General features: G+C 46.3%; 21 protein-coding genes. 8 read left to right on the top strand and 13 right to left on the bottom strand.

Annotated features, from left to right (window positions below; translation table 11 throughout):
- Positions 1-139 precede the first annotated feature (139 nt).
- The 13 genes from BLV33_RS26565 to BLV33_RS26500 all read right to left on the bottom strand — a co-directional run bounded on the left by BLV33_RS26565 (position 140) and on the right by BLV33_RS26500 (position 15,605).
- A complete protein-coding gene (locus BLV33_RS26565; RefSeq protein WP_090798547.1) occupies positions 140-1,114 on the bottom strand; it encodes a 2-hydroxyacid dehydrogenase in 975 nt (324 codons plus the stop codon).
- Between the two features lie 20 nt (positions 1,115-1,134).
- Entirely contained in the window at positions 1,135-2,604 is a 1,470-nt protein-coding gene (locus BLV33_RS26560; protein ID WP_090798545.1) for an amidase family protein, read from the bottom strand.
- A 57-nt stretch (positions 2,605-2,661) separates the two neighbouring features.
- A complete protein-coding gene (locus BLV33_RS26555; protein WP_253187185.1) occupies positions 2,662-3,438 on the bottom strand; it encodes a sulfite exporter TauE/SafE family protein in 777 nt (258 codons plus the stop codon).
- Between the two features lie 38 nt (positions 3,439-3,476).
- Positions 3,477-4,511, bottom strand: coding sequence for a threonine aldolase family protein (locus BLV33_RS26550; protein WP_090798543.1), 1,035 nt, complete (start codon positions 4,509-4,511; stop codon positions 3,477-3,479).
- Positions 4,512-4,522: 11 nt separating this feature from the next.
- Positions 4,523-6,295: a methyl-accepting chemotaxis protein gene (locus BLV33_RS26545; protein WP_090798541.1), complete on the bottom strand. Its 1,773-nt coding sequence runs from the start codon at positions 6,293-6,295 to the stop codon at positions 4,523-4,525.
- 171 nt (positions 6,296-6,466) lie between these two features.
- Positions 6,467-7,264, bottom strand: a complete 798-nt coding sequence (locus BLV33_RS26540; protein ID WP_090798539.1) for a sulfite exporter TauE/SafE family protein — start codon at positions 7,262-7,264, stop codon at positions 6,467-6,469.
- 71 nt (positions 7,265-7,335) lie between these two features.
- Positions 7,336-8,928: a gamma-glutamyltransferase family protein gene (locus BLV33_RS26535; RefSeq protein ID WP_090799235.1), complete on the bottom strand. Its 1,593-nt coding sequence runs from the start codon at positions 8,926-8,928 to the stop codon at positions 7,336-7,338.
- A 48-nt stretch (positions 8,929-8,976) separates the two neighbouring features.
- The gene (locus tag BLV33_RS26530; RefSeq protein ID WP_090798537.1) at positions 8,977-9,972 is read right to left on the bottom strand and encodes an ABC transporter ATP-binding protein; all 996 of its coding nucleotides are present in this window, start codon (positions 9,970-9,972) and stop codon (positions 8,977-8,979) included.
- Positions 9,972-10,943 carry an ABC transporter ATP-binding protein gene (locus BLV33_RS26525; RefSeq protein WP_090798535.1) on the bottom strand — a complete coding sequence of 324 codons (972 nt, stop codon included), beginning with the start codon at positions 10,941-10,943 and terminating at the stop codon, positions 9,972-9,974. Before BLV33_RS26525 ends, BLV33_RS26530 begins: the two co-directional genes overlap by 1 nt.
- Positions 10,944-10,997: 54 nt before the next feature.
- Positions 10,998-11,828, bottom strand: a complete 831-nt coding sequence (locus BLV33_RS26520; protein ID WP_090798533.1) for an ABC transporter permease — start codon at positions 11,826-11,828, stop codon at positions 10,998-11,000.
- A gap of 2 nt (positions 11,829-11,830) precedes the next feature.
- Positions 11,831-12,781 (bottom strand): ABC transporter permease, encoded by a 951-nt coding sequence (locus BLV33_RS26515; RefSeq protein WP_090798531.1) that lies wholly within the window; start codon positions 12,779-12,781, stop codon positions 11,831-11,833.
- 31 nt (positions 12,782-12,812) lie between these two features.
- Positions 12,813-14,378, bottom strand: a complete 1,566-nt coding sequence (locus BLV33_RS26510; RefSeq protein WP_090798529.1) for an ABC transporter substrate-binding protein — start codon at positions 14,376-14,378, stop codon at positions 12,813-12,815.
- 309 nt (positions 14,379-14,687) lie between these two features.
- Positions 14,688-15,605: a LysR family transcriptional regulator gene (locus BLV33_RS26500; protein WP_171909320.1), complete on the bottom strand. Its 918-nt coding sequence runs from the start codon at positions 15,603-15,605 to the stop codon at positions 14,688-14,690.
- A gap of 266 nt (positions 15,606-15,871) precedes the next feature.
- Here BLV33_RS26500 and BLV33_RS26495 point away from each other — a divergent pair, with 266 nt between their 5' ends.
- The 8 genes from BLV33_RS26495 to BLV33_RS26460 all read left to right on the top strand — a co-directional run bounded on the left by BLV33_RS26495 (position 15,872) and on the right by BLV33_RS26460 (position 24,277).
- The gene (locus tag BLV33_RS26495; RefSeq protein ID WP_216234826.1) at positions 15,872-17,467 is read left to right on the top strand and encodes an ABC transporter substrate-binding protein; all 1,596 of its coding nucleotides are present in this window, start codon (positions 15,872-15,874) and stop codon (positions 17,465-17,467) included.
- A 15-nt stretch (positions 17,468-17,482) separates the two neighbouring features.
- On the top strand, positions 17,483-18,427 hold the full coding sequence (locus BLV33_RS26490; RefSeq protein ID WP_090798524.1) for an ABC transporter permease: 945 nt from the start codon (positions 17,483-17,485) through the stop codon (positions 18,425-18,427).
- A 19-nt stretch (positions 18,428-18,446) separates the two neighbouring features.
- Complete coding sequence (locus BLV33_RS26485) at positions 18,447-19,346, top strand: ABC transporter permease (RefSeq protein WP_216234823.1); 900 nt, start codon at positions 18,447-18,449, stop codon at positions 19,344-19,346.
- Positions 19,347-19,374: 28 nt separating this feature from the next.
- A complete protein-coding gene (locus tag BLV33_RS26480) occupies positions 19,375-20,115 on the top strand; it encodes a cysteine hydrolase family protein (protein ID WP_090798522.1) in 741 nt (246 codons plus the stop codon).
- A gap of 26 nt (positions 20,116-20,141) precedes the next feature.
- Positions 20,142-20,888: a cysteine hydrolase family protein gene (locus BLV33_RS26475; protein ID WP_090798520.1), complete on the top strand. Its 747-nt coding sequence runs from the start codon at positions 20,142-20,144 to the stop codon at positions 20,886-20,888.
- A gap of 50 nt (positions 20,889-20,938) precedes the next feature.
- A complete protein-coding gene (locus BLV33_RS26470; RefSeq protein ID WP_090798518.1) occupies positions 20,939-21,901 on the top strand; it encodes an ABC transporter ATP-binding protein in 963 nt (320 codons plus the stop codon).
- 21 nt (positions 21,902-21,922) lie between these two features.
- A complete protein-coding gene (locus tag BLV33_RS26465) occupies positions 21,923-22,930 on the top strand; it encodes an ABC transporter ATP-binding protein (RefSeq protein WP_290439067.1) in 1,008 nt (335 codons plus the stop codon).
- A gap of 135 nt (positions 22,931-23,065) precedes the next feature.
- Positions 23,066-24,277: an MFS transporter gene (locus BLV33_RS26460; protein ID WP_090798514.1), complete on the top strand. Its 1,212-nt coding sequence runs from the start codon at positions 23,066-23,068 to the stop codon at positions 24,275-24,277.
- Positions 24,278-24,357: the final 80 nt, after the last annotated feature.

The following is a 24,357-nucleotide window of genomic DNA, read 5'->3' as shown; positions in this document are numbered from 1 at the left end:
TTTTTCCAGAATGCTGGAAGTCTGAAAAACATCCTTCCAGCAAAAAAAAGAAAGTCCGTTGAGACTTTCTCTTCAAGTTTGTTCATTTCTATTTAACTGCAATTGTACAATTCATTCTGCTGCCGCAGCACGGCATGTTTTATGCCAACTCCGCAACTACATTTGGCGGAGTACTGCCGTTAACCGCTAGCACAATATTGCGAGCCGCGAGCATCGCCATATCAAAGCGGGTTTGCGAGGTTGCCGAGCCGATGTGCGGCAGCGTCACCACATTAGGCATCCGCAGCAGCGGGTTACCTGCTGCAACTGGCTCGATCTGGAACACATCCAGGCCTGCGGCGCGGATGTGTCCGGCCTGCAGCGCCTCAATCAATGCTGCTTCGTCCACAGTCTGGCCGCGCGAAGCATTAATGAAAATGGCCGATGGCTTCATCATCTGAAATTGGTCTCGTCCGATCAAGCCTGCAGTTTCCGCCGTTAGCGGCGTAATTAGTACAATAAAGTCAGACGACCGGAGAAGATCGTCCAGCTTTTTGTAGGTGGCTCCGAATTGCTGTTCAGCCTCTGGCTTTCGCGTACGGTTGTGATAGCTTATTTCCATGCCGAAGCCGAATTTTGCCCGGCGAGCGATTGCCTCACCGATCCTGCCCATACCAATGATGCCAAGTGAAGCGTGATGAACGTCGACACCATATAGGTTCTCGTTATCTCCAGGCTTCCATAGCCCGTCTTTCACGTACCGGTCGAGCTCAGAGATACGGCGAGCCGTGCTCAAGATCAGGGCAAGTACCAAATCGGCGACAGTTTCATTCAATACGTTCGGTGAGTTTGTACCGATCACGCCGCGAGCTTTCATCGCTGCAATGTCAAAATTATTGTACCCTACACTGGTCAAGCTAACTGCTTTCAGCCTTGGTGCCATCTCCAGCAATCTGCTGTCGATTTTCAAGGCGGACCCGGAGGTCAGCAATCCGTCAGCCTCCGCCAGTTTTGCCTTAAGAACATCATAAGGAATCTGTTCTTTCTGATCCCAAATCGCATATTCGCAATGTTCGGCAATGTACTCTTCTACCTTGGCAGGAATGGGTCTATCAATAAACACGTTAGGTTTCATAAGAGTGCTCCCTTCAAATCTTAAATGTTTGAGTCAGCTATAAATGGAGGAATCCGTCTATGATTTACTGCCGCCTCAAATGCAAAGGCCATTTGTATGATCTTTGCCTCATCATACGGCCGTCCTAAAAATTCGATACCTACCGGAATACCCATAGGAGCCGTACTTGAAGCGCCGGAGAAGCCCCCCGGGAACGTGATTGCGGGACAACCAGTTAAAGCAGCCAAAATACCATTTCTATCTGCTTGAGCAGCTTCTCCTATATCTACAACCAATCTCTTCTGATGCGGATATACGAAGGCGTCTAATTGATGCTCATCCAAAATCTCCAATACCATTGTCTTTAACTCGTCAATCTTTCTCAAACGGTTCTGATATTCAGAATCGTTAAGAGGATCTTCAATAGCTGCAGCCGTTCTCAGAATCAGCTCGATAGCCGGATCATAACTCCCCTTTTCAAGAAGCTCTTCAATCGTCCGAACAGGAGCTTGATAGTCGGACAAATAACGATTTAACTCATGCTTAAGCTCAAATAGTTGCACATCAAGCTCTAAGATCAATTGATCCGTCACGATATCAACGAATGTTAAATCGATCATCTGTGCACCTAATTCTTGCATTTGACGCAAAGCTGCTTCCGTTATGCGGTTTACTTCTTCATGTATGGGTGAGTTGCCAAAGAAACTGCGCAATACGCCGATTCTCTTCCCCTGAAGTCCATGAGGATTAAGGCCTGGGCTGTATGAATAATCACGATCAAGATCAATCATTGCCTCCAGCATTAACGCCGTATCTTCTACGGTTCTTGCAATCGGACCTGCTTGATCCTGGGTAAAAGAGACGGGTAGAATACCTTCGAGATTCATCAATCCTTTTGTCGGACGAATACCTACCACATTGTTTGCCGATGCAGGGGAACGATTGGAATTCACTGTATCTGTTCCAGTACCGGCCGCGGCGAAGTTTGCACTAACAGCAACACCCGTCCCTCCACTGGAACCGCCTGGAGTTTTTGTTAGATCATACGGATTTTTCGTTTGTCCGCCAAGTGTGCTGTTTGTCAATCCAATTAATGCCAGTTCGTGCAGATTCGTCTTTCCTATAATAATAGCTCCAGCATTGCGAAGATTTTGCACGATGCGGCAGTCGGCAGCAGGAACAAAACCGGCAAGTACTTGTGTCCCCCCTGTAGTCGGCATGTCATTGGTATTATAATTGTCTTTTACGACAATCGGGATGCCATGCAGGGGTCCTCTGGGACCTTGCCGTTTTCTTTCCTCGTCAAGCTCATCAGCTTGTTCTAAGGCAAACGGATTCAAAGCAAGCATGGCTTGAACATTCGAACCTCGACGGTCGTTGGCCTCGATACGTTTGAAATAGGTCTCCACCAGTTTCCTGGAAGTAAGCAATCCCGTTTCCATAGCTTGTTGAAGCTCGGTAAACGTCGCATCTATGATGGAAAAAGGATAGTTTTGTTGGATTTTTGACATAACCAAATCTCCTTAGTCCCTTTCATCAACAACAGGTGTTGGAAAGGAGAGGTTTCGTTAAACAAGTAACCAGTTCCGGACGAGCAGCAAAAGCCCTCCGGCAATCGGTACGGACATCATGGAGATGCGAAGAATGAGTTTTGGAGCACGCTTTGTAAATTTGGCCCCCACATAAGAGCCTATCATCGTACCGACCGTAACCTTAAGCAGCAGCAGCCAGTCGAAGTGACCGTTCTGCAAGAAACCCAATGAGGCAAATATGGCGATTGGCGTAATAACCAACATAGTCGTACCCACCGCTTGGCGCAAGGAGAGGCCAAATAAGATAAGTAAGGCAAGTTGTATGAAAGGGGTTGAACCGATTCCAAATACTCCGGATAACAGCCCTGTTCCTATCCCTGAAAACATCACGCTGATCCAGAATGGCATGGGCAGTGGTGAGGTTTCCGGATTTCCATCTTTTCCGTCCTGCTGCTTTGCAGCAGCCAGCCGTGTACGTATCCAAATCAAAATGCCGGATAGGATGAGCATGCTTCCAGTCATCCAAACCAAACGATTCGAGTCGATGCCGGAAGAGATCCATGTGCCCGCATATGCGCCCAACGCTCCAAAGCCTCCCATGGCCAACCCGATACGAATATTTACATTCCCTTCACGAAAATGGCTGATAGAACCTGTAAAGGTTGAAAATACCATAGATGCCAAGGACACTCCAAGCGCGGTATGAATCGGGATACCGAAAGCGACAACGAGCAAGGCGATAATAAAACCAGATCCGCCGGTTCCGGTAAAGCCGAGGACGATCCCCATCAGGAACATTGTGAATAAAAGCATTGGTGTAAGTCCTCTCGATTGTTTCTGAGCATTATTGGTTACAACTGGAGTGCAATTTTAAATGACTCGATTATTCTTTCTATATCGGTTTTACTTATTTGATAATAAAGCACCATTCGAAATTGTTGGGGACCGATTTTTTTAAGCTTTATTCCCTGCTCCAGCATACGTCTTAAAAATTCATCACTTTCGATACCGAATGGAGTAATGTCGACGCACACGATATTCGTCTGCACTTTTTGCAAATCGACGAGATGCTCATGCAAGTTTTTTAATCCTTCGGCAAGTAACCGGGCATGTTCATGATCTTCCCATAAGCGAAATCTCATTTTATTAAGAGCTATGATCCCCGGGGCGGCGATGATTCCTGCCTGGCGCATACCTCCGCCTAAACGTTGTCTAACTCTTCGAGCTTCTTTTATAAATGATTTAGTTCCAAGTAATAAGGACCCTAGTGGAGCTGCCAATCCCTTCGTTAAGCATACTTGGACGGCGTCAACACTGTCCACAATTTCCTTTACATCTATTCCCGATGCCTCTGCAGCATTAAAGATCCGCGCCCCGTCCATAAATGTCGGTATACCGTATTTAATTGCAATTTTACTAATTTCTCTTATATTGTCAACAGTCATTACCAATCCTTGATTCAGGTTATACGTATTCTCAAGACAAATCAAACCGGTAGAGGTGGTCTGGATGTTTGGAGTTTGTATCGCTTTTTCAATTTCATATGGGTCAAAATATCCGGTCTCGGAAGGGATGGTCCTTACCTGTACCTGACTTAATGCAGCTAAAGCGGCATTTTCCAAGTTATACATGTGGGATTCTTTCCCTAAGATCACTTCCTGCCCTCTTTGAGTCGAGACCATGACGGCAATCTGATTGGACATTGTACCCGAGACAGTCAGCATACCGGCTTCTTTACCAAAAATGTTAGATCCTAATTCCTCAAGCTCCTGAACGGTAGGATCCTCTCCTAATATATCATCGCCTAGTTTGGCCGAATAAATGGATCTTAACATCTCATCCGTGGGTAAACTAACAGTATCGCTTCTTAAATCAAGCAGACTCATCTTATACCTCCTTAAATAGTGAATCGGGAAGACTTCTCATTTAGTTCGTCAGATGCTTCTTTCAGTGTCGCTGCCAAAGAAAATAGCTCATCTGAAACATTGAATTGTGTTTCGGATACTTGTTTCATTTCCTTCATGGAACCATATACATCTGAGGAAGATGTTGATAGAACATCTACCGATCCAACAATATTCGACATTCCCGAAGCAATCTCATTGATAGCAACACCAATCTCACTCATTTGACTGGATATGAGTACACTTTGTTCTTGTAAATCGCTGAACGTATGAATGGAATCGAGTGAAATTTCTTTTGTTTTGGTCAGTATCGATTCAAATGATGCAAAACTTTGGTTAACGACGTTCATATCTTTCTGAGTTTGGTTTAAAGCATTAAATATGTCTTTGGACAGCAAGTCCGTTTGACCCGACAGCTTGCGAATTTCACCGGCAACAACTGTGAAGCCGCGGCCTGATTCACCTGCTCTGGCTGCTTCAATTGAAGCATTTAACGAAAGCAAACGGGTTTGAGTCGTTATATCTTGAATTCCCGTGAGGAATCGACTGATTTGCTTGTAACGGTCATTAATGACTTCAACTGTCTTGCTTAGCTCGTTAAATCCATTCTTCGCATCTTCAACTGATGTAACAACCTCATCCATTTTCAGTTTACCGGTTTTAGAGGCTTCTTGCATACGCATCATATCCGCGTTGATATGATCGCTTGACGCGGCAATTTGCTCTGAGCTAGCCGATACTTGCTCTGTAACCGCCGAAATCGACGCGGTATATTCATATTGAGAAGCAATCTTGCTTTCACCGACAGCCACATAGTGATGAACGGATTCCGAAGCCGTTTTGTTTTCTTCGACCAAATCTTTCATATTACTCGAGATCGAGAGAACTTTATTGCTGGTGTCGACGGTTGAGCGTATCGTATTTCTAAGGTTGTCCCCCATGCTTGTCAGCATGGTATCAATTTGACCGAACTCGTCCAAACGATGCATATCGTTTTGAAAGGTGAAATCGTTGTTTTTGAAAGCCTCGATGCGTCGAATGATCCCTTGCATGCCATTACGAATGGAACGTATAAATTGATAAATGATTGCAAATGGCACGACAGCCAGAACAACGACAATAATGAAAATGATATTGTTGGAAAACGACATTGTGTTCATCATCGTATTTTCTTTTTGAGTAGATAATTCGGAAAATACTCGGTTAAGCTCTTTGTTTGCTGCAGATATAAAAAAGCTATATGTATCAAGCACACGTTGCTTAATAATAACTTTTTGAATTTGTGCAACGACACTATCACTATTTAACATTTGCTCTTTCGAGTCTTGGAGTAAATTGAATCCATCTATGTAACTGCTAAGAAGGGAAGAAAAAGTAGGCGTATCGTTTTTAGGAGGATAGCTCTTGTCCATAAGCTCGAAATTGGCTTTCAGAGCAGGGATCTCTTTACTTATAGTATCGAGAGTTTGATTCATAGAATCAATGGCCTTTTTTTGATCATTACCGGCAGTGTCACTGGCTAAGAGCATTTGTAACAATGCGGTATACATGTCGGAGGATAAGGTCTGGTACTGCTGCTTAATATGTATTATTTCCGTATAGGAGTTTATATCCTTTGCAACCTGGCGATTGATAAAGATCATATTACCGCCAACCAAAATGATGATGAATGTAAGGATGGAGACCAGAAGGATTAGTTTTTGAGTGATTTTCAGTTTTCTAAGACCTTTTGTAAAGTCACGGAGCCTTTGAATTTTGGGTTTCATTCTCGTTCACTCCTTGAAAGTTGATGTTCTCACTTCGTTACATTGATAATCCAAAAATAAAGCGAGCGAGCCTAAGCTCACCCGCCGATCATGGACAGCTTGACGTTCATCAAAGAGGCCAAATTAACTCAGCATCATTGAATTTGCCGGTCGGATACTATAGGGTTATTTTCATTTCATTATCAAGCGAACGGCAACAAGTATCAGCATCACAGCCAGCAGCTTAAGGATTAATCCTGCAGGAAGACGTTTTGCAAGTCGCGCCCCGATTTGCCCCCCGATGATGGCACCCGGAGATAGGAACAGTACCTTCAGCCAGTCGATGTTATTCAGATAGGCATGTGTTGATGTGCTTACTATGGCAGATAGAAAAATTTGAAGCATCGAAGTAGCCACGGCGATATGAGGCGGGAAGAGAAGCAGCAGAGTCATCGTCGGCACCATAAGACTGCCGCCGCCGACCCCGAATAAGCTCGATAAGTAGCCGACCAGAAAGCTTATAGCCATGCCAGTCGGGCGATTGTAGGCAAATTCGAATCGTTGTCCGGCAGCATCGACAAAGCTGCGGTGTACAGTCGGCTTAAACGGCAGACGCAATGGCTGCTTGGGCTTGAACAGAAGCAGGAGTGAGACAAATATCAGAAATAGACCGAAGCTAATGAAGAAAGCTTTGCCCGTAATATGCTGTGCCATGAAGGCCCCAAGGACGGCGCCCGGTACGGAGACAACCGCAAACCAGATCGCTGCCGAGTAATCGATTCTCTTCTGCTTCGCGTATACGTAAGTGCTGGAGATGGAATTGAAGAGAAGCATCGCCATGGATGTGCCTGCTATGTGCGCCGGAAGCATTCCTGGGAACAGGAAGGTAAGTGCAGGGACGACGATAAATCCACCTCCGAGTCCTACTATAGAGCCCGAAATACCAGCCAGCAGACCAACTAGAAAAAGAACGATATCAAATACAGTCATCTTATAACCCCTTACTTTTTCATGCTGCTGAGATGCTGCAAGAAATTAGTCTCGTTCTTCGTTTTATGGCATTACCAAGACGCAATACAACCGTCTGTCCTCTGCTCCGTTCCGCCGGCCAGCACTCCATGCTGATCCTTGACAATAATCTGCCCGTATCCGAAGCTTTCCGTAACCATCGACCACTCAACAGCATGCCCTTTTTTAGCCAGATCCAGGGCTAGATGTTCCGGAAAGCTGCGTTCTAGAAGCACCTTTTTACCGCTGATCCACTGCCATCTCGGCGCATCCAGAGCGGCCTGCGGATTGAGATGGAAATCGATCATATTCATCACGACCTGCAAATGTCCTTGCGTCTGCATAAACATGCCTTTGACGCCAAACGGGCCTACAGGCTCATTATCCTTAGTCAAAAATCCTGGAATAATCGTATGGAATGGTTTCTTTCCGGGCTCAAGCCGATTATGATGATTCGGATCAAGGGAAAAACTGCGTCCCCGGTTATGCAGGCTGATTCCCGTTCCAGGAACCACCAATCCCGAACCGAATCCCCTGTAATTGCTTTGAATATAGGAAACCATGTTACCTTCCCCGTCAGCGGCAGCTAAATAGATGGTGCCTCCTTTAGTTGGATCTCCGTGGGCCGGTTCAATCGCCTCATCCTTGATGAGCTGTCTTCTTGTCAGCGCATATGCATCTGACAATAGTTGTTCCACGGAAACAGTCATTTTATCATGCTGTGTAATATAGTGGAGACCGTCGGTAAGCGCGAGCTTCAACGCTTCTATCTGTTTATGATAAGTGTCTGCCGTATCTTTCGCCGCGAAATCAAAGCCTTTCAATACATTAAGGGCCATGAGTGTGGCCAGCCCCTGGCCATTCGGCGGAATTTCCCAGACATCATAGCCCCGGTACTGCACATGAATGGGATCCACCCAATCGGGGTAAAATCCGGCGAGATCTTCTTTTCTCAAAAACCCATTATGCTTACGTGAAAATTCATCGATTTTATCCGCCAGTTCGCCGCGATAAAACGATTCCGCTTTGGTTTCCGCTATCGATCTTAGTGACTTGGCATGATCGGGCGATCTCCACAATTCACCTATTTTCGGCGGTCTTCCTTCCGGAGCGAACGTTTTGAACCAGTTTTCGAATTGTTCGCCGACCAGTACTTTTTTAAATGTTTTATATTCCTTATTCCATAAAGTCCCGATCCCGGGACTTACAGGATATCCGTTTTCCGCATAGTCGATCGCGGGCTGCAAAACCTCGGTCAGCGGAAGCCTGCCAAACCGTTCGGACAATGCGGCCCAAGCGGCCGGGGTGCCCGGAACCGTTACTGGATGCCATCCGTAGAGCGGTATTTCCTTATGTCCAGCTGCTTGCACCGCTTCAATGGAGATCGATTTCGGTGCCGGTCCGCTGGAATTCAGCCCGTGCAGCTCCCCTTTCGTCCATACAAGGGCAAAGGCATCTCCGCCAATTCCGTTAGCATTCGGTTCAACGACCGTCAGGCAAGCGGCTGTGGCAATCGCCGCATCAATCGCATTTCCGCCTTTTTTCAAAATATCCAGACCCGCCTGTGCCGCAAGCGGCTGAGAGGCCGCTACCATTCCATTTTTCGCATAAACGGTATTTCTTCTCGAAGGGTAGGGGTAGTGCATCGCATCAAAATTCAAAGCTTTTACCTCCTTGATAATCCTAATATATCATCAGTACGATCCTGTTTTCGAAATTTCTTGATAAAGAAGGCAGGCCACCTGCTGTCCGCCTCCGATGGGAAGTAAAGAAGGAACCTCTCCCTTGCATACTTCCATAGCACGCGGACATCGCGGGTGAAAGGTGCAACCGGAAGGAGGGTTGGCCGGACTCGGAAGGTCTCCTTGAAGAATGATTCTTTCTCTTTTGGCACCGGGACTGGCTACAGGCAAGGCGGAAAGCAATGCCTGAGTATACGGATGCGAAGGATTGCCGAACAGCTTTTGCTTGTCGGCAATTTCGACAACCTTGCCCAGATACATCACGGCAATCCGGTCGCACTGGTGCTTGACTACAGACAAGTCATGAGAAATGAAAATGAGCGTAAGCTGAAATTCCTTCTTCAGATCCTTGAGCAGATTCAGAATTTGAGACTGAATCGATACATCCAGAGCCGACACCGGCTCATCCGCAATAATCACCTTAGGCTTTAAAATGAGCGCTCGGGCAATGCCGATACGCTGACGCTGCCCTCCAGAAAAATGGTGCGGGTGGCGGTCCAGATGCTCTTTTCGAAGTCCTACAACTTCGATGATTTCCTCCACCATGCTTAACTTTTCTTGCCTTGATGAACCAATCCCGTGAACCTTGAGCGGTTCGAGCAAAATTTGTTTAATCGTCTTCCGGGGATTCAGGGAGGCGTAAGGATCCTGAAATACGATCTGAATATCCTTGCGCATCCGTCGCATTTCTTCGTTCGATAACTCGGCCAGGTTTTTCCCTTGAAACCAAATCTCCCCTGCCGACGGTTCCAAAAGACGCATGACGGTCCGGCTTGCCGTCGATTTGCCGCAGCCGGATTCGCCTACAATGCCCAAGGTTTCGCCCGGAAACACATTGAAGTCGATTCCATCTACCGCTTTCACATATCCGATTGTTTTATTAAAAATCCCGGTTTTGATCGGAAAATGCTTCTTTAACCCTTTCACTTCCAAAATCGGCTGTTCCATTAATGCACCTCTTTCGCATAAAGCCAGCAGCGGCATTTATGATTTACAGCAATCTCGGTGAGTTCGGGCGGCTGCTTGTGACAAATCGCCTTCACATGCGAACAACGCGATGCGAAGCGGCATCCCTTGGGCATTTGATAAGGAAGCGGAACCGAGCCGGGGATCGTATTCAAATACTCGTTTTCCTCTTCAATGTGAGGAATCGATTCCAACAATCCGACCGTATAAGGATGCTTCGGATCGTTAAACAAGGTGTGGACATCCGTCTCTTCCACGACCTGCCCCGCATACATGACGAGGACGCGATCACACATTTCCGCCACTATGCCTAAATCGTGGGTAATGAGCATGATCGATGTCCCTGTCTTTTCTTTTAAATCTCTCATCAAGTCGAGGATTTGAGCTTGAATCGTAACGTCCAGCGCAGTTGTTGGCTCATCGGCAATGATTAATTTTGGATTGCAGGCCATCGCAATGGCGATCATAACCCGCTGGCGCATGCCTCCGGAAAGCTGATGCGGGTACTCGTCATAAATCTCTTCAGCGCGGGGCATCCCGACCGCCCTCAGCATATTCAAGGCCTTATCTTTTGCTTCCTGTCGGCTTACCTGCAAATGCAGCAGAACGGATTCCGAAATCTGCTTGCCAACGGTATGCAGCGGATTGAGCGAGGTCATCGGCTCCTGAAAAATCATCGACATATGATTTCCACGAATTTTTTGCATTTCTTTTTCGGAAATGGTCAAAAGTTCTTTGCCCTGAAAGCGGATCGAGCCTTCATTGCTTCCGTTAGGTGGAAGCAGACGCATCAACGAAAGGCTGGTGACGCTCTTTCCGCAACCGGATTCTCCCACAATACCGAGCGTTTCGCCGGAACGAATGTGAAAATCAACGCCATCCACGACGGAAACCAAACCATTGTCGGTCTTAAACCGGGTTTTTAAATTTTTCACTTTCAAGATCGACTCCATCCAAGCTTCTCCTTTCCCGTTTCTAATCCATGAATTTATCCATGATGCCAGCTTCTATTTGCGGATTCGCGGATCCAGAACTTGCTGCAGTCCGTCTCCCAATAAATTAAATCCAAACACCGCCAGGAAGATGGCTATGCCCGGGTACAGGGTGACATAGGGAGCGACGGTAATAAGCGTTTGTGCTTGGTTCAGCATGCTTCCCCAGGAGGGCGTCGGAGGCTTCACACCCAGCCCCAAATAAGACAAGGAAGCTTCAGCCAGAATGCCTGCCGCCATGGCCAGTGTAGCCTGAATGATGATTGGACTGAGGGCGTTCGGGAGGATGTGACTGAAAATAATGCGCATATCTTTCACTCCCGTTGCTCTCGCGGCTTGGATGTACTCGAGGTTGCGCAGCTGCAAAACCTGCCCCCGAGTTATTCGGATAAACGCTGGGACAAACCCGATTCCGATAGCAATCATCGCATTGCCGAATCCACTTCCGAGAACAGCGGCAATGGCCAAAGCCAAGATGAGAAAAGGGAAAGCCTGCATCGCATCGACAAATCGCATCACGATCCAATCATCCCAGAACCCTCTGAAGTAGCCCGATAACAGTCCGATCGAAACACCGATCAGAATGGCGATCCCTACCGGTATCAATGCCGCTTTGATCGATACTTTGGCACCGTAAACCACCCGTGAGAATATATCCCGGCCAAGATCGTCCGTTCCAAACAGATGAGTGCTGCCAGGTTGAATTAAAATGCTGTTGTAATCCTGTGCATTGGGATCAAATGGAGCTATGTCATTTGCAAACAGAGCGGTAAGAAGCAAGCATAATACAATGATTCCGCCAATGACACCTAAACCCATGCGCAAAAACGATTTGAAGGTTTTCATGTTTAAGACCCCTCCCCGGCTTTGATTCGGGGATCAATAACGGCATAAAGCAGGTCCACAATTAAATTGACCAATACTACCAATAATGCGGAAACGAGAATGGCCCCCTGCACCGTCACGTAGTCTCGCTTATATACGGACTCGATGATAAGCCGTCCAAATCCCGGGATGGAAAAAATCGATTCGGTAATCACAAGCCCCCCGAGCAGTCCGGCGATCATCAAACCGGATGTGGTCACAACCGGAATCATTGCATTTCGCAGAACATGCCCCACGATGGTGGCAAATTCATTTAATCCCTTTGCTTTGGCGGTGCGCACAAAATCCATATTGACCACCTCCAGTAAAGAGGAACGGAGCATTCTCATCAGCACGGCTGATTCACGGAGCCCTGTCGCCAGACAGGGCAAAATCATGGCGAGCAGGTTGCTCTTCGGATCTTGGGTAATCGGGACATACCCGGATGCCGGCAGCCAGCCTAAATGGACCGAGAAATAAATGATCGCCATCATGCCAAGCCAGAAGTTCGGAATGCTCATACCCCCGATGGCCAAAAACGTACTCGAATAATCGGCGATCTTCCCACGGCGGACTGCAGCCAAAATGCCTGTTGGGAAGGCAATGATTAAAGCAACCAGAAACGTTCCGATGGTCAACTCGATAGTGGCAGGCAGCCGCTGGGCAATTAATGTACTGACAGGGACATGGGTTATGATCGACTTACCCAAATTGCCTTGAAGAACATTGCCGAGCCAAAGGAAATATTGAATAACGATCGGTTTATCCAAATTCAATTGTTGGCGAAGCTCAGCGTATGCTTGTGGTGTCGCTTCTTCACCTAAAATCACCTGGGCCGGGTCACCCGGGATTAAGTGAATAAGGGCGAAAGCCAGAACCGACACGATGAAAAGTATGGGAATTGTAAGTAAAAGGCGCCTAACAATAAACTTCATGCCAATTCCCCCTAGGTGTAATTAAAACGGATTATTGTTTATCCAGCTTGGCCGTGCGAATGATCCCGTCTGGAACATATTCAAATCCTGTTACTTTTTTGGAAAAGCCAAACGTGGTATTTTCATGGTACAAATAAACTAGCCCGGAATCATCATGAACTATATCCATAGCTTGATCATATAGGGCCTTGCGCTTCGAAGGAACCATCTCCTCGCGCGCTTGCTTCGTCAATTTGTCCAGATCCGGATTGGAAATGCGCGAATAGTTCCTCGACTGACCGGTTACAAAAAAAGCATAGAAGTTTTGATCGGGATCCGGACGTCCGGACCATGCATAAGACGCAGCTATATATTTTCCATTGGTTACGTTATCGGATAATGCAGCTTTCTCGTATTTCTCAAGTTCGGCATTGATTCCATACTGCTTCAGCATGTTTTGGATTACAGCACCCATCTGTTCTTCTACGGGTGAAACGCCAATCTGCAGCTTAAAGCTAAATCCGTCCGGTTTCCCGCCTTTAGCGAGCAGCGATTTGATTTCTTGAGGATTTGGCTTGCTCAACTTATCGGAATCGCCAAAGGCCAAATTACCAGGAGAAAATGGAGAATTAGCCGGTGTAACGACATTGTCAAATACGACTTTTGATAATGTTTCACGGTCGATGGCTTTGTTTATGGCTTGCCGCAAATTCTTGTTGGTGAAAGGCTCCTGTGTCGTATTTAAATTAATCCCCTGATACCCCATACCGGGATTGGACAGAACCGTAAACTTTGAATCGCTTTTAACACCAGGAATTTCTTTGGTCGGGATATCGCTCAAGAAATCAAGCTGGCCGGATTTTAAATTCTGAACCGCAGCCGTACCGTTGGTAAATACTCTGAAATTCACTTCATCAAGCTTCACCGGACCATTCCAATAATTTTCGTTCTTTTTCAATGTCACGTGGTCTCCCTTAACTTGCTCAACGAATATAAAGGGGCCGGAACCAACCGGGTGATTGACATATTCAGCTCCATATTTTTTTATGGCTTCCGGAGATGCCATCATGCCTGCTCGGTCGGTTAGTATCGAGATTAGAGGAGAAAAGGCTTTAGACAAAGTAAGTTTGACGGTGTAAGGATCAACTACTTCGACTTTGGTAATTGCGGCAATCTCACTGCGGCGATTTGAAGTTTTTTCTGTTAAATACCTGTCCAGATTGAATTTGACCGCATCCGCATTAAAATCCGTTCCATCATGGAACTTTACACCCTTTTTCAGTTTCATGGTATAAGTGAGACCGTCAGGAGATATTTCATTGGATTCTGCAAGCATCGGTACATAGTTGCCACTTTTGTCCGTATCGAACAGCTTGTCGTAGATGCTGTTTTGCACTTGACGATCTTCGCGTGTTGTGGAAGGACTCGGATCCAAGCTGATAGGATCAGCATTCAATGCGATATTCAGCAGCTTTTTACCGGTTGCCGCAGTTTGTTTACCTGCCGGGCTCTGTGTAGTAGACGTATTGCCGTTAGTAGAATTGCTGCAAGCCGAGACGACAAGAGCCGCACAGATAACAACAGCTGTCAAAGTCCCTCGTAATTTTCTGGTAAACATTTAATATTGCCCCTTTCTTAATTCCTCTGACTGTTTTAATATCACTGCAATTTCAAGCTCCAAAGTTATGTAATAATAAATAACATATACATAACACAACTAGAGTCTATACTTATCTTATATGGAATGCTCTGACACGTAAATATCATATAATTGAACTTATCATCCATTTTATGGATGTAAGCGCATTTATTTAATAACAAAATGAACATTAATGCAGACGGGACGGAACGCCGGATTTTGGCTTTTCCGTCCCTGACGAACATTAAATCAACAGCCTTAGCTCTCTGCATATCGCCGCGTAGTCCTTCACGGCGCCCCCACAGCCCCATTCTCAGTCTCAATCCGCATCATTCGAGTGATATGCTTTACAAACAGCTGCTCCAAATTATTCAGATTTTCATTCTTATACATTAGAAACACTTTGTCCGGCAGGAACGGGTTGTTCTCAATCGGAAGTGCAACCACCTCGCCCCGGAGGATTTCATCGCGAAAAAGAAGCGCTCCAGAAAGGAAAACACCGCTCCCCTCCTTAATCCAATGCTTGATCAACGGCAAATTGTTGCTCTCATTCTTAATCTGGTGGCTTAGATTCAAATGACCAAGAGTCAATTCCAACGTCTTGCGGTGAAGCGTGTCGGATTCATTGGAGATAAAAGGCTCCGCAACAATCTGCTCCATCGTTACGAACCGTTGGTTGGCGAGCGGGTGCTCCCGGGAGACGATCAATCGTATATCCTCCTGAAAAATGTTTTCGAATGTCAGCGTCGGCACGTTTAGCGAATACCGGCTGATACAAAGACGAAGCTCGTTATTGTTCATTTTGATGATTTGTTCCCTGGTAATACTTCCCAGGACGCGAATCGAGACTTCCGGGAAGTTCGAGCTGAATTCCGTCAGTACCCGAGGCAAAAATGAACCGGCGAAGGAATTGTTGCAACCGATCGTCAGCATCCCTGAAAGCCCTCTTTTTAGTTGATTTACGGCAAGTCGACCTTCTTCGATCGAGCTGACGGCATTCTGCGCGTATGGGAGGAAAATGTGCCCCTCTTCGGTCAGCTTAATACCCGCCTTGCTGCGGATGAAAAGCAGCTTATCCAGCTCGCGCTCGAGCTGCTTGATCCGGTTCGAGACGGTTGACTGCGGCAAATACAGCTGCTCAGCCGCTTTCTGGTAGCTCCCTGCATGATAAACCCCTAGAAATGTCAAAATTTGATCCATAGTCATTCTATATTCCTCCATCAATTATATATATGTCATTTAATATAACACAAAAATTTCGTTTATGTACGCGATTACATTAATAAAATGGATGTATACATCAAAAAAATGTTGTTTACGAGTTATATAATTTAACATATGATATATAAAAGCTGCAATTTCTTATTCACATGTTAATAATAATAACATTATTATTTGAGGCTTAGTGATATTGCAGCAGTACGGTTTTTTCGCATTCACGAAATGAACTAACATTAAAGAGGAGGATTTGTATGAAAATGAGGGTTGATATTAAAAAGAGGGTTTTATTCTCAACATTGACTGCTTCAGTTATAGTTGCTTTATTGTCCGCATGCAGCAGCAACACAGCGGCCCCAGCTTCAACAACGCCACAGGCCTCGACGTCATCCACACCAAAAGCCGCCGAAGGTCCTTCAGGCGGAAAACTGAGAGTCGGGATCATTACCGATTTCAGCACGATGGATCCGGCAAAATCTACCACGCTCATCGACGAAGAGTTATACAACAATATTTACGATGATCTCGTCATGGTAACACCCGACGGAAAACTGATACCCGGCTTGGCCACGAAATGGACGATCAGCGATGATGCGAAAACCTATACGTTCGAGCTGAGACAAGGCGTCAAATTTCACGACGGCACTGACTTTAATGCGCAAGCGGTGATCGACAACTGGAATTGGATCATGGATAAAGCGAACGCATCTCCTCGAAGCTCGGACTTGGTTTTGGTTCAAGAGCTCACGGCGCCGACTCCGTATACGCTCGTTGTCAAATTAAAGACTCCGTTCACACCTTTCCTGGCAACATTAAGCGACCGTACTGGATTGATTTCTTCTCCAACTGCCCGCAAGAAATACGGCGATCAGTTTGATATGCATCCTGTAGGAACAGGACCATTCGAATTCGTAGAATGGAATAAAAACGATCATTTGACGATCAAGAAGAATCCTAATTATTGGAATAAAGGCTTTCCTAAGCTGGATGAAATAGAATTCAAGCCGATCATCAATCAATCGCAAAAATTGAATGCACTTATTTCCGGCCAAGTCGATCTTATCGACTCCATCCCATTCCAGGATATTCCCAAGGTGGAGAAAACAAAAGGGCTTAAGCTCGGAAGCGGCACTTCCTTCGGCTTCTCCAGACTTTATATCAATTTCACCAAGCCTCAATTCCAAAACGTCCATATCCGCAGGGCGATGAATTACGCGATCAATCGGGATGAAATCAATCAGATCATTTATTTCGGCAAATTCGTTCCTGGATACTCGTTCTTTTCGACAGCCAGCTGGGCAAATGACCCGAATATCAAAGCGACTTATTCGGTTGAAAAAGCCAAAGAAGAGTTGAAGCTTGCCGGCAGTCCAGATGGCTTCACCTTCACTTTCCTTAGTGCCAATGATCCGCAAAGCATGCAGCTGACTCAGTTGTTCCAAAGTCAATTGGCCAAAGCGGGAATTACGATGAAAATTGAAGCGTTAGACTCTTCCGCTATAACCAAAAGAACGGTCGGCGGGGATTTTGAAGTCGCTGGAGGCGGCTGGAGCGGAATGGTGGATCCCGATCAAAACAGCTATGCTTTTGCCGTAACAGGCGCCCCCTTCAATCGCGGCAAGTACAGCAACCCGGAAGTCGATAAGCTGCTGCAGCAGGCACGCGAGCTGAAAACGAATGAAGAACGTAAAAAGGTTTATTCCCAGGTTTCCACCATATTGCAGGAAGACGTTCCATTTGTTTTCACAGGTTACCAACCGGTAATTAACGTTTGGAACGATAAAGTGCAAGGATACGAAGTATATCCTGACCAATTACTCAGGCTTTATAAGACTACAATCAGCAAATAGAGGGAGGATTGCTTTATGGCCAGTTATATCGGACGCCGCCTTCTGTCTTTTATCCCTGTCGCTTTGATCCTGATCGTATTTACGTTCAGTTTAATCCATTTGACTCCCGGCAACCCGGCGTACACGATCCTGGGCGATCAGGCCAGCAAAGAAAACGTTAAATTATTAGAAGCCAAATTGGGCTTGGATCAGCCTCTTACGGTTCAATTTTTCCACTACGTGTCCAATACTTTACGCGGCGATTTCGGCAATTCTTTGTTCGGCGGTCAGCCGGTAATCAACCTTATTCTTACAAGAATTCCCATAACTCTGGAGCTTGCTGTTTTGGCAATCCTGCTTTCACTTTGCATCTCTTTGCCTCTAGGGATTTTATCCGCCAGAAAACCAAACTCCTGGATCGATCATTTCAGTCGTCTGTTGGCGCTCGCTGGAGCTGCGGTTCCCACCTTTTGGTTATCGCTAATATTGGTCTTCTTATTATCAGTTACCGTTCAGTGGCTCCCATCCCTAGGATGGGTTCCGCTGTCGGAAGGAATCGGCGACAATCTCCTCCATCTGATTATCCCGGTTTTTGCCTTGTCGCTTCCTCTATCCGCCATGGAATCGAGAATGCTGCGGGGCGAAATGCTGGAGGTGCTCAGCCAGGTATACATTCAAGTAGCCAGAGCCAAAGGAATGCGGCAAAGAGCAGTTCTGATGAGGCACGCGCTGCGCAACGCGGTATTGCCGGTCGTCACCATTATCGGGCTGCAAATGGGAGCTCTTCTAGGCGGAGCTGTCATTGTCGAATCGATCTTTTCTTTACCCGGCATGGGGCAATTGGTCTTTAACTCCATTGTGCAAAGGGATTATTCGGTATTGAACGGCTGCGTATTGTTTATGGGTGGTACGATTTTGTTAACGAATTTGGTAGTCGATGTGCTATACGCATTTTTAGACCCCAGAATCCGCTATTCATGAGGGGAGGGAATTATCAATCATGTCCATGGATATAACAAGATCGGAAATTGAAGTCGGTAAAATGAAACCAAAGCGAAAGCAGCATATTTTGCTAAAAAAAATACGAAAAAATAAGCTGATCATGTCCGGATTGCTGATGGTGATCGGATTCATTGCCATGGCTCTGATCATGCCGTACTTTGTTCCCTATCCGCCTTTTGCAACGGATTTCTCCGTTGCCCTTAAACCGCCAAGCTTATCGCATTTATTCGGCACTGATAATTTAGGTCGAGACGTATTCAGCCGAGTTATGTGGGGAGCCAGGGAATCCCTTGGTTCCGGAATTGTCATTGTGTGTTTCGCGATTTTGATCGGAGTTCCGCTCGGACTGATCGCAGGCTATTTTGGCGGCTGGATTGATGATGTGCTGATGAGAATTGTTGATGCCGGTCTAGCTTTCCCGGGATTGGTGCTCACGATGGCACTTTCTTTTATTTGGGGTCCTTCGTTTCTCAACGCCTGTTTTGCCGTCGCAATTATTATGGCTCCCCAGTTCATTCGGATTACAAGAGGACAGGTACTGGCTCTTCGGGACCGTGAATTTGTGCAAGCGGCCAAAAGCCATGGAGTACCGACATGGCGAATTTTATTGCGCCATATTTTACCGAATGCGACAACCTCTCTCACCGTGGCCTGCAATTTGAATATCGGCCATGCGATTATGGTTGTGGCCAGCTTGTCTTATTTAGGTCTCGGTACTCCTCCTCCGTTTCCGAGTTGGGGAGAAATGCTGCAGAGCGGCACTATGTTTTTAACCCAAGCCCCCTGGATCTCTTTCGCTCCCGGACTGGCTATCTTTCTATTAGTCCTGGCTTTCACTTTGCTTGGCGAAGGCATTCGGGACGAATTCGATCCGCATTCGAAAATCAAGGCCAATTAATTTCATTTCACATTTTGGAGGAAATTCCATGAGATACGGCAACGGAGAGAACTATTGGATCGTAGAAGGCGATCATTTCGATATCAGCAGAGGTTCCGCAAATACTGCTACCATCCAAATCGAAGAGAATCAAACATTGGAGTTTGACCCGTTACGGTCAGCATTGATCATTATCGATATGCAAAACTTTTTTTGTTCTTCATTGCTGGGCTGCCCTGATGGAGCCATCAACTTGGTTCCGGCCATCTCTTCTGCTGTGAAAAGCAGCCGTCAATTAGGAATGAAGATTATTTGGGTCAATTGGGGAAATCGGGCCGATGTAGCCAATCTCCCACCCAACATGATTTATTCCAGGAGGAAGAACGGTCGGACGCACATTGGAGAGCCTTTGCCGGATAATCTTGGATTAGCGCTTGTTAAAGATTCATGGTCGGCAGCCATTGTGGATGAATTGAAGGATTCAATAGATGAGACCGATTATTTGATCGATAAATACCGGACCAGCGGGTTTCCCGGTACGATCCTGGACCAAACCTTGCGTTCGAACGGGATCAATACTTTGTTCTATGCGGGTGTCAATTTGGATCAATGCGTGATGTTCACTTTGCTCGATGCTGCTTTTCTGGGCTACGATAACGTCCATCTGAAAGATTGCACGGCAACCACTTCTCCGTCCTATGCAGTTGAAGGAGCCTTATATAACATGAAGAACCGGACGTTTACCGCCATCTCCGATAGTTTGCAGTCTGCCGCTGTAACCCAAAAATAATAAATGAATTTTACGGAGGCAAACTCATGAAATACGGTAACAAAACGAATTATTGGATTGTTGATGGAGATCATTTTGATATTAGCCGTGGTTCCGCAAAAACGACCACAATCAACATCGAAGAAAACCGCACTTTACAATTTGACCCGGAACGGTCAGCCTTCATCATTATCGATATGCAAAACTATTTTTGTTCTCCACTGCTCGATCGATCAGACGGAGCATTAAAATTGGTACCCGCAATCTATTCAGCCGTAAAAAGCAGCCGTCAATTGGGAATGCCAATTATTTGGGTCAACTGGGGAAACAGGCCTGACACAGCGAATCTCCCTCCAAGTCTTCTTTATTCTTGGAAGCGAAACGGCCGTCCTGGCCTTGGGGAACCCTTGCCGAACGATTTAGGACTGGTGCTGGTTAAAGATTCCTGGTCGGCCGCAATCGTGAAGGAGCTCGAGGAATCGTACGAGGAAAGCGATTATTGGGTCGATAAATACCGGATCAGCGGATTTCCGGGAACGACTTTAGACCAAATCTTGCGTTCCAACGGAATCAATACTCTGTTCTTCGCTGGGGTTAATACGGATCAATGTGTAATGAGCACTTTGCAGGATGCAGCTTTCTTGGGCTATGATAACATACTCATCAGTGATTGTACGGCGACTACTTCTCCTGCTCACGTTTTGGAAGGTGCTTTGTATAACATGAGATCCAGCGCTTTTACAGCAGTTTCCGATAGCCTGAAGGAAGCTGCCTTAAAACACGTATCAAAGTAATGCTGATGCTGCATGATTTCTACATCCGTAAATAAGGCGGTGCAACGAATATGGAAGCCGTGCTAAAAGTACGCAACTTAAAAACCTTTTTTTCTAATGAAAACAGTGTGATTAAAGCTGTTGACGGCGTTGATTTTGAGGTCCAATCGGGAAAAGTGCTATGCATCGTCGGCGAATCGGGCAGCGGCAAAAGTATGACTTCGTTGTCGATTATGGGGTTAGTGCCGGGACCAAATGGACGTATCGTTGATGGTGAAGTGCTGTTCGATGGTATGGATTTGGTGAAGCTCAACGAAAACGAATTGTCCGATTTGCGGGGCAATAAGATCGCCATGATCTTTCAAGAGCCGATGACTGGATTGAATCCGCTGTTCAAAGTCGGGGACCAAATTATCGAAGTGCTGATGAGGCATCGAAAGCTTTCGAGAAAAGCAGCACGCTCCAAAGCGGTAGATCAGCTCCGCAGCGTCGGCTTTCCAAAACCTGAGGCCATCGTCGATTCATATCCTCACCAATTATCGGGGGGAATGCGCCAAAGGGTCATGATCGCCATGATGATGGCATGCGAGCCGAAATTGCTTATCGCTGATGAGCCGACTACAGCTCTGGACGTTACCATTCAGGCACAGGTGCTTGATCTGATGCGCAATTTGAAAGATCAAACGGGCACCTCCATTATATTTATCACCCATGATCTTGGTGTCGTGGCGGAATTGGCCGATGACATGGTCGTTATGTATGCCGGTCAAATTGTTGAATCGGGGTCTGCAGATACCGTATTCGATAAGCCGTTGCATCCTTACACCCTGGCGCTTATGGGTTCCATTCCTTCCATGACGGAGGAAAACGAACGGCTCACGGCTATTCCCGGAACGGTACCGAGCGCGGCTAATTTTCCGCCAGGCTGCAGATTTGCGGAGCGCTGTTCGATGGCTCGCACCAGCTGTTTCAACAAAATGCCGGAGCTGCGCGAATTAAGTCCGGGACACTTTGCCCGCTGCGATCTGATATAGAACATAACCGGAGGAGGCTGCATGATGAACTTGGAGAAGCAAAACCATACACCTACAGGCGAAGCTGCGGACTATTTACTGGAAGTACGCAACGTGAAAATGTATTTTCCAATTACTGGCGGTGTTTTGCAGCGTAAAATAGGCGAAGTTAAGGCGGTCGACAATGTTTCGTTCGGCATTAAAAGAGGAGAAACCCTGGGACTGGTCGGGGAATCCGGCTGCGGGAAGTCGACAACAGGCCGGGTTATCATGCGTCTATATGATCCGACGGAGGGTACTGTCATCTTTGACGGACACGATATTACGAAAATCAAAGGCGACCGTCTTCGACAAATGCGCCAAAATTTCCAGATGGTATTTCAAGACCCGTATTCATCCCTTAATCCCAGAATGACTGTTGGTTCGATTATTGCAGAACCGCTTCAAGTCAACACAAAATTGAGTTCGGGAGAAATCAGGGAGCGGGTCGCCAATTTAATAAATATAGTTGGGCTGCCTCCAGAGGCTATCATGAAGAATCCCCATGAATTTTCGGGTGGACAGCGTCAGAGGATTGCCATTGCCCGCGCCCTTACCTTGAATCCCAAATTGATGGTGCTTGACGAAGCCGTATCTGCTCTCGATGTTTCCATTCAAGCGCAGATCATCAACTTGTTGGACGATCTTCGTGAGCAATTCGGTTTGTCCTACTTGTTTATTTCCCATAACCTCTCAATCGTTAAGCATGTGAGCAATAAAGTAGGAGTGATGTATTTGGGCAGAATGGTGGAAATCGCCCCCAGATCCCAGCTATACAGCACACCGCTTCACCCTTATACCCAGTCCCTTCTTTCCGCGGCGCCTGAAGCTAACCGGAAAGCTAAACGTGAACGAATCGTTCTGACGGGAGAAGTTCCGAGTCCCGCTAAGCCGCCTTCAGGGTGCGCTTTCCATACTCGTTGTCCGAAAGCAATGGATATTTGCCGTGAAGGACGTCCTGAGCTTCGGGAAATTATGCCGCAGCAATTTGTTGCTTGCCACCTGTATTAACCAAACCCTTTACTGTATAAAACAAAAAGGCATAGCTCCTGTAAAAACGTTTAACAGGAGCTATGCATGAGTCTCTGTGTCCATTTAAATTGTAAAATATTGTAATTAATATATAATCATGGAAGGTCGAGACATATGGAAGCTTGGAAAAGAAACTTATGGGTGCTATGGTTCGCGGCATTCATCGGATCGGCAAGCCTTACTATGGTTATTCCGTTTTTACCGCTCTTTCTGCTTCAATTGGGTGTCCACGATCATACAGAAATGTGGAACGGCCTTTTGTTCAGCTCTACCTTTCTGGCAAGCGCTATCACTTCACCTTTTTTGGGCTCTTTAGCTGACAGATTTGGCCGAAAAAAGATGATTATACGCGCCGGTCTCGTCCTATTTATCGTATTTACGCTCACATCCATTGTAACTAATCCTTATCAGCTGCTGGCACTAAGAATTTTCCACGGCCTCCTGGCCGGTTATATTCCGGCCGTTATTGCACTAATCGGTACAAACACTCCTGAACATAAAGCCGGTTACGCGCTATCTATGATATCTACGGCAATGGCATCAGGTCGAATCATGGGACCATTGCTTGGTGGCGGAATCGCTAAATTATTTGATAATCGAATTGCTTTTGCGAGTGCCGGACTCTTAATTCTTCTCTCCACCTTATTAGTCATATTCATGGTAACCGAAGACAAGATCGCTTTGAGCAAAGAACGAGTTTCTGTTTTCGGCGCATTCAAAATTGCCGCTTCTAACCGTGCTTTGACTATGGTTCTGATATTAACAGTTATTACCTCAATTGCCGTTATGACCATTGAGCCGGTAATCACCCTATACATTGTAGCTCTTGGCGGATCTGCTCAAAATTCCTCATTCTTGGCTGGCTTTGTATTCTCGCTTGCCGGGATTGCCGGTATCTTATTTGCCTCTCGATGGGGAAGATTGGCAGACAAAATCGGATTCCGCAACGTTCTGATGATAGGGCTGCTAGGCGGCGCCCTGGGTACCTTTGCTCAAATTGCTTTTCATAATATATGGGGATTTGCCATTGTTCGCTTTGTATATGGGGTGTTTTTCTGTGCGGTTGTTCCCTGTTTAAACGGACTTGTCGTACGGTTTACAACAAGCGATTTTAGGGGAAGAGCATTTAGTCTAAATCAAACCGCAACTCAGACGGGCAATATGATTGGACCTATCATTGGCGGAATGATAGGAAGCGCATGGTCGATTCACAGTATATTTTGGGTAACGGGTATTATTTTGATATTCTCCATAGTACTTACGAATTCTTTGACTGAAGTTCGAAGAACAGAGAAAACAAACACGGTGATTCAACATCATTCATAGCAGGGTTATTCCAAGCACTCGAAGGCATTTCAGTTGGCAGTTTTCCCGATTTTGAAACAGTAAAAAGCTTCCCCTACGAT

It is taken from the genome of Paenibacillus sp. GP183 (genome assembly GCF_900104695.1).
In the GTDB taxonomy this organism is placed as follows: Bacteria; Bacillota; Bacilli; order Paenibacillales; family NBRC-103111; genus Paenibacillus_AI.
The sequence above is the reverse complement of the archived record's forward strand: the minus strand, read 5'-3'. Positions and strand labels throughout refer to the sequence as shown.

Bases quoted from the DNA above. Each gene is read 5' to 3' on its own strand.
- BLV33_RS26515 (WP_090798531.1), bottom strand. From the start codon at position 12,781: ATGAAGTTTATTGTTAGGCGCCTTTTACTTACAATTCCCATACTTTTC.
- BLV33_RS26495 (WP_216234826.1), top strand. From the start codon at position 15,872: ATGAAAATGAGGGTTGATATTAAAAAGAGGGTTTTATTCTCAACATTG.
- BLV33_RS26530 (WP_090798537.1), bottom strand. From the start codon at position 9,972: ATGGAACAGCCGATTTTGGAAGTGAAAGGGTTAAAGAAGCATTTTCCG.
- BLV33_RS26490 (WP_090798524.1), top strand. From the start codon at position 17,483: ATGGCCAGTTATATCGGACGCCGCCTTCTGTCTTTTATCCCTGTCGCT.
- BLV33_RS26540 (WP_090798539.1), bottom strand. From the start codon at position 7,264: ATGACTGTATTTGATATCGTTCTTTTTCTAGTTGGTCTGCTGGCTGGT.
- BLV33_RS26470 (WP_090798518.1), top strand. From the start codon at position 20,939: ATGGAAGCCGTGCTAAAAGTACGCAACTTAAAAACCTTTTTTTCTAAT.
- BLV33_RS26475 (WP_090798520.1), top strand. From the start codon at position 20,142: ATGAAATACGGTAACAAAACGAATTATTGGATTGTTGATGGAGATCAT.
- BLV33_RS26510 (WP_090798529.1), bottom strand. From the start codon at position 14,378: ATGTTTACCAGAAAATTACGAGGGACTTTGACAGCTGTTGTTATCTGT.
- BLV33_RS26550 (WP_090798543.1), bottom strand. From the start codon at position 4,511: ATGAGTCTGCTTGATTTAAGAAGCGATACTGTTAGTTTACCCACGGAT.
- BLV33_RS26460 (WP_090798514.1), top strand. From the start codon at position 23,066: ATGGAAGCTTGGAAAAGAAACTTATGGGTGCTATGGTTCGCGGCATTC.
- BLV33_RS26465 (WP_290439067.1), top strand. From the start codon at position 21,923: ATGATGAACTTGGAGAAGCAAAACCATACACCTACAGGCGAAGCTGCG.
- BLV33_RS26565 (WP_090798547.1), bottom strand. From the start codon at position 1,114: ATGAAACCTAACGTGTTTATTGATAGACCCATTCCTGCCAAGGTAGAA.
- BLV33_RS26560 (WP_090798545.1), bottom strand. From the start codon at position 2,604: ATGTCAAAAATCCAACAAAACTATCCTTTTTCCATCATAGATGCGACG.
- BLV33_RS26520 (WP_090798533.1), bottom strand. From the start codon at position 11,828: ATGAAAACCTTCAAATCGTTTTTGCGCATGGGTTTAGGTGTCATTGGC.
- BLV33_RS26535 (WP_090799235.1), bottom strand. From the start codon at position 8,928: ATGCACTACCCCTACCCTTCGAGAAGAAATACCGTTTATGCGAAAAAT.
- BLV33_RS26555 (WP_253187185.1), bottom strand. From the start codon at position 3,438: ATGCTTTTATTCACAATGTTCCTGATGGGGATCGTCCTCGGCTTTACC.
- BLV33_RS26525 (WP_090798535.1), bottom strand. From the start codon at position 10,943: ATGGAGTCGATCTTGAAAGTGAAAAATTTAAAAACCCGGTTTAAGACC.
- BLV33_RS26480 (WP_090798522.1), top strand. From the start codon at position 19,375: ATGAGATACGGCAACGGAGAGAACTATTGGATCGTAGAAGGCGATCAT.
- BLV33_RS26500 (WP_171909320.1), bottom strand. From the start codon at position 15,605: ATGACTATGGATCAAATTTTGACATTTCTAGGGGTTTATCATGCAGGG.
- BLV33_RS26545 (WP_090798541.1), bottom strand. From the start codon at position 6,295: ATGAAACCCAAAATTCAAAGGCTCCGTGACTTTACAAAAGGTCTTAGA.
- BLV33_RS26485 (WP_216234823.1), top strand. From the start codon at position 18,447: ATGTCCATGGATATAACAAGATCGGAAATTGAAGTCGGTAAAATGAAA.